At 33.1% G+C, this 12,473-nt stretch carries 12 protein-coding genes and 1 other annotated feature; all 12 genes read right to left on the reverse strand.

Annotation, left to right across the window (positions count from 1 at the left end):
- Window positions 1-129: 129 nt before the first annotated feature.
- Entirely contained in the window at window positions 130-819 is a 690-nt protein-coding gene (mtnN, locus tag SPD45_RS11045) for a 5'-methylthioadenosine/S-adenosylhomocysteine nucleosidase (protein WP_336267819.1), read from the reverse strand.
- Between the two features lie 15 nt (window positions 820-834).
- Window positions 835-1,518, reverse strand: coding sequence for a YrrS family protein (locus SPD45_RS11050; RefSeq protein WP_336267820.1), 684 nt, complete (start codon window positions 1,516-1,518; stop codon window positions 835-837).
- A gap of 112 nt (window positions 1,519-1,630) precedes the next feature.
- The gene (gene greA, locus SPD45_RS11055; protein ID WP_336267821.1) at window positions 1,631-2,107 is read right to left on the reverse strand and encodes a transcription elongation factor GreA; all 477 of its coding nucleotides are present in this window, start codon (window positions 2,105-2,107) and stop codon (window positions 1,631-1,633) included.
- Between the two features lie 58 nt (window positions 2,108-2,165).
- Complete coding sequence (locus SPD45_RS11060; protein WP_336267822.1) at window positions 2,166-2,816, reverse strand: O-methyltransferase; 651 nt, start codon at window positions 2,814-2,816, stop codon at window positions 2,166-2,168.
- An 11-nt stretch (window positions 2,817-2,827) separates the two neighbouring features.
- Entirely contained in the window at window positions 2,828-3,991 is a 1,164-nt protein-coding gene (gene mltG / locus SPD45_RS11065) for an endolytic transglycosylase MltG (protein WP_336267823.1), read from the reverse strand.
- 56 nt (window positions 3,992-4,047) lie between these two features.
- Window positions 4,048-4,338 (reverse strand): DUF1292 domain-containing protein, encoded by a 291-nt coding sequence (locus SPD45_RS11070; RefSeq protein ID WP_336267824.1) that lies wholly within the window; start codon window positions 4,336-4,338, stop codon window positions 4,048-4,050.
- 11 nt (window positions 4,339-4,349) lie between these two features.
- Window positions 4,350-4,766 (reverse strand): Holliday junction resolvase RuvX, encoded by a 417-nt coding sequence (gene ruvX / locus SPD45_RS11075; RefSeq protein ID WP_336267825.1) that lies wholly within the window; start codon window positions 4,764-4,766, stop codon window positions 4,350-4,352.
- A complete protein-coding gene (locus tag SPD45_RS11080; protein ID WP_336267826.1) occupies window positions 4,763-5,035 on the reverse strand; it encodes an IreB family regulatory phosphoprotein in 273 nt (90 codons plus the stop codon). Before SPD45_RS11080 ends, ruvX begins: the two co-directional genes overlap by 4 nt.
- Window positions 5,036-5,107: 72 nt before the next feature.
- Entirely contained in the window at window positions 5,108-7,747 is a 2,640-nt protein-coding gene (gene alaS, locus SPD45_RS11085) for an alanine--tRNA ligase (RefSeq protein WP_336267827.1), read from the reverse strand.
- Between the two features lie 81 nt (window positions 7,748-7,828).
- Window positions 7,829-8,033, reverse strand: a binding site (T-box leader).
- A gap of 167 nt (window positions 8,034-8,200) precedes the next feature.
- On the reverse strand, window positions 8,201-9,235 hold the full coding sequence (locus tag SPD45_RS11090; RefSeq protein WP_336267828.1) for an AI-2E family transporter: 1,035 nt from the start codon (window positions 9,233-9,235) through the stop codon (window positions 8,201-8,203).
- A gap of 56 nt (window positions 9,236-9,291) precedes the next feature.
- Window positions 9,292-11,718 (reverse strand): SF1B family DNA helicase RecD2, encoded by a 2,427-nt coding sequence (gene recD2 / locus SPD45_RS11095; protein ID WP_336267829.1) that lies wholly within the window; start codon window positions 11,716-11,718, stop codon window positions 9,292-9,294.
- Between the two features lie 65 nt (window positions 11,719-11,783).
- Window positions 11,784-12,437 (reverse strand): tetratricopeptide repeat protein, encoded by a 654-nt coding sequence (locus tag SPD45_RS11100; protein ID WP_336267830.1) that lies wholly within the window; start codon window positions 12,435-12,437, stop codon window positions 11,784-11,786.
- Window positions 12,438-12,473: the final 36 nt, after the last annotated feature.

Below are 12,473 nucleotides of genomic sequence, written 5' to 3' on the forward strand. Positions count from 1 at the left end.
TTAAAAGAATAAATATTTAATGAAGTATACCCGTAAAAGTCAGATAACCTTTACGGGTATATAAGTTTGCGACTACATGATTTTGGTTTTTTTAATCTTGTAATTATCGTCCTAATTAGCATTATATTTTTATACTCGTTTAACGAACTCAATTATTAGAGTGGCAGCATTTGTTGCAGCTACTTCTAGGAATTGTTGGAATGACATTGGTGCCTCTTGGCCAGCAATATCAGATAGTGCTCGTATAACTACAAACGGCACATTATATTGATAACAAACTTGTGCAATCGCAGCTGCTTCCATTTCACATGCAATCATGGTTGGAAATAATTCACGAACCGTTTGTACCTTTGTTTGGTCATTCATAAAGGAATCTCCAGTTGCAATTAGTCCAATTTCTGAACCAATTTCCATTTCTTTTAAAATTATTCGAACTTGACGTACCAATGTTTCGTCCGCCTTAAAAGTTGCAGGCATTTGTGGAACTTGTCCATGTACATAGTCAAATGCTGTTACGTCAACATCATGGTGTACTACAGCATCACTAATAACGACATCTCCTACTTGTAAAGCTTCTGAAAATCCTCCAGCTGAACCAGTGTTAATAACGAATGTTGGTTGATACTTTTCCATTAAAATAGCTGTTGTCATAGCTGCATTTACTTTTCCAATACCTGATTTAACTAAAACGACATCTTTCGTTTCTAATGTACCTTTAATATACATTGTATTTGCAACCGTTTCGATTGTTTGATTTTTAATTTGTTTCTGCAATAATGCAATTTCTTCATCCATTGCACCAATTATTCCAATTGTCATGATGTTCCTCCAATATTATTGTTCAATATTCAATGATTTTAATTTTTCTACTTTAGTCGGTTTCCAACCTTTGTCAATTTCCCATTGTAAATATACTTTATATGCTATGCTTTGATCATTATTTGATACGGTAGCAATCACTTTTTGATCGCCACCATTTCCAACCCAATGTTCGATCATATCATCTTCTTTTAAATCAGTTACATAGGAAATAGCTTTTTTAATTTCTTTACGATCTTCTGATTCATTATCGAAATTAACTGTATGTGTACCAGTTTGATTCGTACCAATTGGCGGCCAATCTGCAACAAATGCTTCTTCAACATTGCCATCTGTTGTAAACATTTCTTCTTTCGTTATATCTGTAGGATAATCTTCCTTTTTCATAATTCCTTCTTTTGCCTCTTCTTTATCCTTTTCTTCATCGTCCGTTTCATTATCTTTTTTATCATCTTTATTTTCATCTGTACTATCTTTTTCATTCGTTTTTTGTTCTTTATCATTCGTTTCAGTCGCAATATTTTCTGTTGTAGGATCATTTTCGTTGCCATCATTTGTTGAACTATCCTTCTTAAATATTAAAGAAATTAATAAAACAACACATAAAATGGCTAGAACGATTAAAACGATTAATTGTATGCGATTATTGCGTCTTTTTGAATGACGATCAACTCTTGATAAATTATTTGGATCTGTCATATGTACTCCCCCAATGTAAAATAGTGTAAAAAAGGTTGGCCCATAATCATGTATTATTTTAACAATATGCGTTGTTAAATGATACCGCGTTTACGTTCCAACCTTTAATATGCTATTGAATGGATACAATTTTTACTTGGATGTCTCCACCTGGTGTTGCAACTGCAACTTCTTCGCCTTCTCCATGACCTAATAAGCTTTTTGCCATCGGTGAATCGTTTGAAATTTTCCCTTCAAATGGATCTGCTTCTGCACTACCAACGATTGTATACGTTTCTTCTTCTCCATCTGGTAATTCAATAAATGTAACTGTTCTTCCTAATGCTACAACATCAGCATCTTCTTCGTCATTTTCAATGATTACTGCATTACGAATCATTTTTTCTAATTGTGCAATACGTGTCTCAACGAATGCCTGTTCTTCTTTTGCAGAATCATACTCGGAGTTTTCCGAAAGGTCACCGAAATCACGTGCTACTTTAATTCGTTCAACGATTTCTTTACGTTTCTCCGTTTTCAAGTAATGTAATTCTGTTTCTAATTTCTCTTTACCTTCTTCAGTCATGTAATAGCTTTTTTCATCTACCATTTTTAGAACACTCCCTAATCTTATCTTTTTATCTTTCTATATTTATATTGTCTTAAAACTATTTCAGAACACTTACGGTCATTCCGTCTCCTATTGGTAGCACGGTTGTATGATATGTTTCTTCTTTCATTAGCCAATGATTAAAAAGATCGATTTTGTTTGCAAGTTTCTGTAATCTTTTCTGTTCTGTTAATGATTGATTAATGACATATCCTTTAAATAATATATTGTCACAAACAATGGTCACATCATTTGAAATGAGCGGTTGAACAAGTTCAAAGAATTTCTTATATTGCCCCTTTGCTGCGTCGATAAAGATAAAATCAAAAGTTATATCTTTCATTTGAAATTCTTTTAATACTTCTAAAGCATCGCCATGAATGACATGAATGTGTTGTTGTTTATTTAACTTCGTAATATTTTCGTTTGCAATACGGACCATTTCATCGTCTCGTTCAATCGTTGTAATCTTGGCTTCTGGATATGCTTCATTTATTTTTAAAGCTGAATAACCAATGGCTGTCCCAATTTCTAAAACTCTTTTTGGTTGTTTCATTCGAATTAATTGTGTTAAAAATTGGATACCATCCTTCTCAATGATTGGAACACGATGTATTGACGCATACTTCTCTAATTCTTTTTCCCAATTTTCACTCGTAGGAATTAATGCTTGGATATAAGTTTTTATTTCATCCATGTTAATATTCATTTTATTTCCGCTCACTCTTTATCTTTCTTTTTCTTGTCATCTTTTTTATTTTCTAAATCGTACCATTCTTGACGGTATTTTTCTTTAATTTTATTATGTTCCTCTAAAGTATCTGCATAGAATGTTTCCCCGTTTGGACGTGAGAAATAAAATAATTTCGTAAAGTCGTCCCCTTCAGGATGTAAAACGGCATCGATTGCTTCCTTACTAGGTGAGGCAATAGGTCCAACAGGAAGGCCGTCAATTACATAAGTGTTATACGGTGTATCTACTTCAATATCATCATATGTAACAACTGCTTTATGTTCAATATTTTTTAATCCGTAAAATGCTGTAATATCACTTTGTAATTTCATATTTTCATCTAAGCGATTTATATATACTTGGGCTACTTTTGGACGATCTTTTTCAAATTTTGATTCTCGTTCAATAACGGAAGCAAGGGTTAGAACTTCATGAATAGTAAAGTCTTTTTCATCCATTGCATCTAATTCATTAATGACTAAATCATTTGTTCGATCTATCATCTGTGTAATTAATTCTTCCGCCGTCACTGCCTCATCGTAAATATCATATGTTCCTGCAAATAAATAACCTTCTAATGCCATATATAAGTCATCATTTAATACCTCATCTGTAATTAAAGAAGGGTATTCCTCCATCATTCTTTCAATAAATGATTTATCTGTTACAGTTCGAATAAAATCTTCCTCTGTAAACTTTAATTTCTTTGACGTAATTTCTGCAATTTGTTCAATATTTCTACCTTCTGGAATCGTTACCCGAAATAACGGTTCTTCTTGCACAGTACCAGTCTGTAGATTATTGGCAATATCGTCCATCGTCATAGACTGATTCAATATATATTCCCCAGCCTGGAAATCACTATAATTTTTAAACTTCACATAAAACTGGAATACACGTTCATTTTTAATTAAATCATTCTCTTTTAAAATCGTAGCAATATTTGATGTAGATGACCCTAATGGAATTTCTATTTCAATGTCCTCTGTAGAATTTTTATCCACAGGTTCAATCGTTGACTTTATATAAAAAAAGCCAAATGCTATAACAGCAATAAATAAAACTGTTAAAGCAGTTAATAAAATAAACACAATTTTTCGCACGGTTTTTGCCTCATTTACAATTTCCTCTATATTTTGCTTCTTACTCATCACGTTTTAACTCCTTTTATCTGTATTTCGTATAAATACAGATAAAATAACTTATTTTACAATAAGTTATTTCCATCATCTAAAACAGTATTTAAAGTCTCTTCTACTAAATCCCACTCAGCATCATCTTCAATTGCGAAAATTTTAAATTGATTCTCATCTTTTTCATCATCTTCATAACGAAATGCAAATACATCTACTTCTTCGTCATCTGATTGTTCTACAGGAATGACGGCAATATACGAATGACCATTCTCTTCGATATCAAATTGTGTTAAAACTTCAAATAAATGTTCTTCCCCATTTTCATCAGGAATTGTAATTCTTTCGTTTGGTTCTAAGCTCATAGTATAACCTCCTAAGGTTGTTGTTCTAAATAATTTTGCAAAATGATGACAGCCGCCATTTTGTCGATTATTTCACTTCGTTTCTTACGACTCACATCACCTTCTAGTAAAACCCTTTCAGCTGCAACTGTCGTTAACCGCTCATCTAATAAATGAACAGGGAGGTTAAATATACGCTCAAGTCTTCGAGCATATATTTGCGATATTTCTCCCCGTTCACCTAATGAGCCATTCATATGTTTTGGTAAGCCGACAACAATTTCGCTTACCTCATGTTGTTCAATAATGTCACTTAATGCTTTATCTGCTGATGACATATCGTTTTCGTCCCAATAGATCGTAGTCAATCCTTGTGCTGTAATTTTTAGTGCATCACTAACAGCAACACCGATTGTTTTTGAGCCTACGTCTAACGATAATATCCTCATTGTTGTTCCTTCTTCAAATCAGCTAAATAAAACTTCACTAATTCCTCGATAATTTCATCCCGCTCTAATTTACGGATAAGATTACGTGCATCTTTATAACGAGGTATATAAGCCGGATCACCTGAAATTAAATAACCAACAATTTGGTTAATTGGATTATATCCCTTTTCCTTTAATGCACTATGAATCGTGAGCAAAGTTTCTTTTATATCTTGATCATACTGATCATCGTGAAAACTAAATTTCATCGTTTTATCAATTGAACTCATCATCAGCACCTCGCTTAACAATTGCTTGTCTACATTTTAACATGAATAGTAAAATTATAATATCTTTTTATGTTATTTTAAATTGTTTTCTACATATGGAAGAACGGTTCCTAATGCATCTTTAATTTTTGATGGATCCTTTCCACCTGCCTGTGCCATATCTGGGCGACCACCGCCACCACCTTGACATTTTTTTGCTGCTTCAGCGATTAATTTTCCAGCATGAAGGCCACGAGCATTTAACTCTTTTGACACACCTGCTATTAACTGTACTTTACCTTTATTTTCTGCCGCTAATAAAATGACACTATTCGGTAATTGCTCTTTTAATGTATCCATCATATTTCGTAATTGATTCATATCTTTTACAATTACTTGTTCTGCTAAAATTTGAACACCTTCGTATGTCGTAATATTGTTTACTAACTCTTTTGTTGTTTCGTTTGATAATTTTTGTTGTAATGAATCGTTTTCTTGTTGTAATTGTTTCATATCATCTAATAATGAATCAACACGTGTTAGAACTTGATCATCTTTTGTTTTTAACTTCGTGCTTAATTTTGTTAAAACATTTAATTTATCTTGCAAGTATTTATACGCTTCTTTACTCGTCACTGCCTCAATTCTTCTCACACCAGCACCGATTCCACTTTCAGAAACAATCTTAAATAAACCGATCTCAGCACTATTATTTACATGACATCCACCACATAATTCCACACTATAATTATCTAATTGCACGACACGGACGATATCACCGTATTTTTCACCGAAAAGTGCCATCGCTCCCATTGCTTTTGCTTCATCAATAGATTTAGATTCAATGACAATAGGGATATTTTCCCATATTTTTTCATTAACGATTTGTTCAATTTGTTCCAAGCTTGTTTTACTTGTCGCTTCAAAATGCGTAAAATCAAAACGTAAGCGATCAGCTCGGACTAATGATCCAGCCTGATGGATATGACTTCCGAGTATATCACGTAATGCTTGGTGTAAAAGGTGTGTAGCAGTATGGTTTTTCTCAATTTGATCTCTAATTTCTTGATTAACTTGCGCCGTTACTACTTCGTCTTTATGCAATGTACCTTCAACAATTTTCACTTGATGTAAATGTTGTCCATTAGGCGTTTTTTGTACGTCTTGAACAATAGCCTTTCCATTCGTACTTTGAATGATACCGTTATCTGCAACTTGCCCACCACTTTCAGCATAAAAAGGTGTTTCTTCTAGGATGATTGACACTTCTTCTCCTTCTGTTGCTTCTGTAACGAAACCATTTTCTGTAATTAAGTTAGAAATAGTTGTGTTTGTTTCAAAAGTATCATAACCAATAAACGTGCTTTTATCATGTATATTTGCTAAAACATCATTTTGGACTTGCATGGAGCTCGTCTGTTCTCTTGCTTCACGTGCTCGAGTTCGTTGTTTTTCCATTTCTTCTTCAAAGCCAGTTTCATCGATTGTAAAACCATATTCTAATACATATTCTTCAGTTAACTCTTTCGGAAATCCATACGTATCATATAATTTGAAAACATCTACACCTGGCACAACATTTTTTCCTGTTGCTTTTTGTTCTTCGATAATTTCCGTCAATCTTTGTAATCCATCATTTAATGTTTCATTGAAACGCTCTTCTTCTACTTTAATGATGTTCATAATATGATCCGCTTGATCTTGTACTTCCGGATAATAATCTTTCATAATCTCTGCTACTGTCGGCACTAGTGTATACATAAATGGTTTTTCTATGCCGATTTGCTTTGCATAACGAACTGCACGACGAATTAGGCGACGTAAAATATATCCTCTTCCTTCGTTCGATGGTAACGCATGGTCACCTATTGCAAATGCAACTGTACGAATATGGTCTGCAATAATTTTATATGCTGCATCTGTTTCTGTTGCTTTTCCATATGGAACATTTGCTAATTCTTCCGTTTTTTTAATAATCGGTAAAAATAAATCTGTATCAAAGTTCGTTTCTGCATCTTGTAATAACGATACTAATCGTTCTAATCCCATCCCAGTATCAATATTTTTCTTCGGTAATGGTGTATACGTATCATCTGGATTATGATTGAACTGAGAAAATACTAAATTCCATACTTCTAAATAACGTTCATTTTCCCCACCTGGATATAATTCAGGATCTTTTGGATCATTTCCCCAACTTTCTCCACGATCATAAAAAATCTCTGTATTTGGTCCACTCGGTCCTTCCCCAATATCCCAAAAGTTTTCTTCTAAACGAATAATACGTTCTTCCGGTAATTGAATATCATGTAACCAAATATTATATGCTTCATCATCTTCTGGATGAACCGTTACAGAAAGACGTTCAGGATCAAAACCTATCCAGTCTTTGCTCGTTAAAAATTCCCACGCATAATGAATCGCTTCTTTTTTAAAATAATCACCTATCGAAAAATTTCCTAACATTTCAAAAAAGGTATGGTGTCTAGCTGTGAATCCAACGTTTTCGATATCGTTCGTACGAATTGATTTTTGTGCATTAACGATTTTTGGATTGTCAGGTACGATTGTCCCATCAAAATACTTCTTTAATGTTGCTACCCCACTATTGATCCATAATAAGCTTGGATCGTCTTTTGGTACGAGGGAAACACTTTTTTCTACTTGATGTCCTTTTTGCTCGAAAAAATCTAAAAATAGTTGTCTTACTTCAGCCGATGATAATTTTTTCATCCTAGTTCCTCCATCATTTGTTTCATTTTATTATGTTACATATATGTATATAAAAAATAAAAAAACTCCTCTCTGCATCATTGCAGGGACGAGATTCTATTCGCGGTACCACCCTAATTATGAATTATATAATTCACCACTTTTACATCGTAACGTGATGTTGACGTCGGGTATGAGCCGCACTCAAGTAATAGCTTTCTGTCCGCTCATATTAGGACGTTCCACCAAACTCGCCCCTCTCTAAAAATATAATGCTGAACATACTTTTTACTCTCATCATTTTTTCGTATTTTAACGTTAGTATAAGGAACAAACGAGTAAATGTCAATTTACTTGCAAAAAACTTATGCCTCATATGTTTTTTACTCACATGTTATTGTTTCCTCATCATCAAAAATTCTTTATTGGATGTTCAAAAAATGTATAAACTATATATTATAAAGGATTTTGCAGCTAGTTTATTCTGTTTTCCAATCTCTTTATATTTTTTCGCTCGGTTAAAATAACTTTTATACATAAGACGATGGGAACACTCCAAATGACACCAATAAAACCTGCTATATGTGCAGCAATAATCATCGCTATTAAAACAATCATCGGGTGTAATTGAACTGTTTTTCCTAATATAAAAGGGGTGATAAAGCTATTTTCAATCAATTGGACCAATACATGTATGATGATCACATAGAGAATGTATGTTGGTGCAATAAAACTAGCCGCAACCATTACGACAACTGTACCGAAAATGGAGCCGATGAAAGGAATGATATTTAATACTCCCATCATAAGTGCTAAAACAAAAGCAAATGGTAGGTTCATCCAATAATATACTACCCATAAAATTGCGGTTAATATCGCTGTTACATATAATTGCCCTTTTACATATTGACCAATTGTCTGTTCCATTTTTCGTAATAGCTCATTAAATTTGCTCCGCTTCTCCATATTCCCTTTATCCAACATCCATTGTTTCCACTTCGCACCATCTTTCATCATAAAAAACATAATAAACGGAATGATTGTACAATAAATAATATATTCAGTAATTTTAGTAGCATAAGAAAGCAATGTTACACTAAAGGTACTGATGTTTTCTAAAGGTACAGATAGTGTATGTAATAATGATTCTTGCATTTTAATGGGTAATGTTTCATATAACGGCATCGCAACGGCTTGCCAGTTCTTATAAAATTGTTTCGGATGCAAAAATAAGCTTTCTGCATAAATAGTCCGGTAAAAGAAATATCCGAGGAGCAATAATATGGAAAACAGACCTAGAATAAGAATTGCAATATTAATCCCCTCATGCCACGGAAATTTTTCCATTCTCTTTTGTACTGGTCGTAATAAGTATGCGAAAATATAAGCAATTAAAAATGGTAATAAGAGATAAAGCAAAGCCATCAAGAGCGTTTGAATGAACGGAATCATTAAAAATATGTATACAGCTGTAACGACACTGATAGGTCGAATATACCGTTCAAACATGACAAAACCTCCCTAATATAATATGAGTGATATTAGGGAGGTTTATACAGATTAATTTAAAACAGTGTTTGCTCTTCCTCTTCCATAAAATCATATGGTGTGAAATCATCAACATGTACAGGATCTGGCAATTCATATGTTTCCACTTTTTCTACATCGGTATTTGTATGAGATTCAATATTTGCAGCAATTGCAATGGGTGTTTCCTCGTTCTCTTCCTTTTCTTCGGCTTGATCTTGAAGTTTCTCTTTTACATACTGCTGTAACGTCGTATAACGAACATTCGTGTCAATCGTATGAACCCCTTCCATAAACGCATCTAATTCACCACATAAAATAAGCGACGTTTTGCTTCGGGTAATTGCTGTATACAATAAATTTTTACGTAACATTCTTCGGTATGTCCAAACGATCGGCAAAATAACGATTGGAAACTCACTACCTTGTGATTTATGGATAGAAATACAATATGCATGGGTAAAATTAATATAATCAGATCGTGTATAAACTACTTCTCTTTCATCAAATTTTATAATAATTTGCTCTTCTTTATCTTCATTTTCTTTTGCAGAAAAAATTTGAATGATTTCGCCAATATCTCCGTTATATACACCGTCTTCAGGCTGATTGACGAGCTGAATGACACGATCTCCAACACGATAAACGACTTCTTGAAAGGTTCGTTCACGTTTTTTCTTAGCTGGCGGATTAACTAATTGTTGAATGGCTTTATTTAAAGCATTAATTCCTGCTTGCGTCTTATACATTGGTGCAAGTACTTGAATATTTTGAATAGGGATATCTTTTTGTAATGCTCTAGAAATAACGGTTGTTACAAGCTCGACAACTTGGTCCTCTTGACATGGTAAAAAACTAAAATCTTTTTCTTTTACAATATCATTTGGTGTACAGACGTCATTTTTAATACTATGTGCCAGTTGAATAATTTTCGATCCTTCTTCTTGACGATACACTTCATTCAATTGTACAGCAGGTATTTGTTTACTATGCAATAAATCTGACAATACTTGTCCAGGTCCAACTGAAGGAAGTTGGTCTTCATCACCGACGATTAATACTTGCATATCTGATGGAATTGCTTTAAATAAATGATTCGCTAACCACGTATCCACCATCGAAAATTCATCTATAATTAACAATTTCCCGGAAAGTTGTTCATATTCATTTTTTTCAAACGTTTTATCTCCGTCCCATCCTAAAAGACGGTGAATCGTCATTGCTTTTAAACCAGTAGATTCTTGCATTCGTTTTGCAGCACGACCTGTCGGTGCTGTTAAAATGAAAGGAAAATCTTTTTTATTTTTATAAGCATGATAGTCTAATGAAACATCATGAACAGCTGCATAAGCTTTTAAAATACCTTTAATAACAGTTGTTTTTCCTGTTCCTGGTCCACCAGTTAAAATCATTACTTTTTCATGGAGAGCATCACGCATTGCTTCAAATTGTTGCTCTCCATAATAGATCGACTCTTCTTCCTCAATTTGCCCGATAATTTTTAATAATTCCGCTTCTGTCGTTTCATTTTCAATTTCTGTTTGCATAATTCGCTTTATATGTGCACTAAAATGATCTTCCGCATAATATAAGCTCGGCATATAAACATTACTTTGCGATAAGATTACTTTCTTTTCTTCTGCGATCCGTTTTATTTCATCCATTATTTGACTGTCTGAAATTTGAGGAATACGTAATGTTTTTTTCATTTGTTCCATACATAGTGTTAGTGGTAAATAAACATGTCCTGCAAACATACTTTCCTGTAATACATAAAAACAACTAGCTTGAATTCGTTTTGGATCTGCTCGATCAATTCCGTTTACCTCAGCAATTTTATCCGCAGTTAAAAATCCAAATCCTTCTACTTCAAATACAAATTGATATGGATTATCACGTAAAATGACCATCGTTTCATCTTTGTACATTTTATATAATTGTTGAGCCATCTTTAATGACACACCATACTTTGTAAGTAGTACTGCAATTTTTTCAAAGCCTTGATTTTCTTGTAATGTTTTAGCGATAACATTGGCTGTTTTTTTACGCAAATTTGGAATACTAAGTAATACTTGTTCATTGTCTAATATTTTATCAATTGCTTTTTCTCCTAAATGTTCCACAATCCGTGTTGCCGTTTTTTTACCGACACCTGGGAAAATATCACTTGATAAATATTGAATGACCGCTTCCTCTGTTTTCGGGACAAATGTTTGGTAAGATGTTACATCATATTGTAAACCGAACTTTTTATGTTGGATGAGCGACCCGTAAAATTGGTATACGACCCCTTTTTGTAACTGGATAAAGTGGCCTTTGACGACAATTTCCTTCTCATCAAAATCTTCATTTGTTTCGATTATTTTAATTTTTGCGATAGAGAAATGCTGATCAACATTTTCATAAATCGTGAACACTATTTCTCCAGTTATATATAACGCTTCTTCTATCTGTTCATTTCCCATCGTTATACCTCGCAATCGTTTCGGTCATTTTACTATCCTTTATTAAAAAGAACATCTCCATATCATTATCTAGATAGTTTTTCTATTTCCTTTTTAGCTTGTAAAGCTAGACTATGTTCTGGCGCTTGTTCCAACACTTTTTCTAACTGTTGTAATGCAAGCACTAATTCATTTTTATGTACGTATATGATTGCTAAATTATATATAGCATCTGTATGTGTGTCATCTAATTTTATCGCGTTTGTAAATTGTTGTGTCGCCTCTTCATAATACTTTAATTTTGCTAAACTTAAACCATATTGAAATGATTTTTCTGCATCGTTTGTAAGTTCTGCACTTCTTTGTAAATACGGTAATGATAAAGTAATATTATTGTTTTGTACATAGCTCATTCCAAGCATGAAATGTACATCACTTTCATCTAAACCTAATTTTATTGTATGTTGAAACATTTTTATCGCATCATCGTATAATTTCGTTTCATAATATAAATTCCCTAAACTATTAAAAAATTCTGGTTGAGATTCATCTAAAGAGATTGCTTTTAGAAAAAACCTTTCAGCTTCCTCATATTGTTTCATTTGAAATAATAGTTTTCCGAAATGCATAAAATGACGTGGCTCTTCTTTTTCTATTTCCATTAATTCGATAAATAGTTTTGCTGCTGCTTCATAGTTTCCATCAAGCATGAATTGTAATGCTCTCTGTTCTTTTGACATTTGTTTCAACCCCTATTATTAAAACGGATAAAGACT

Origin of the sequence: Pseudogracilibacillus sp. SO10305, from assembly GCF_037072005.1 — a bacterium.
GTDB lineage: Bacteria > Bacillota > Bacilli > Bacillales > Amphibacillaceae > Pseudogracilibacillus > Pseudogracilibacillus intestinigallinarum.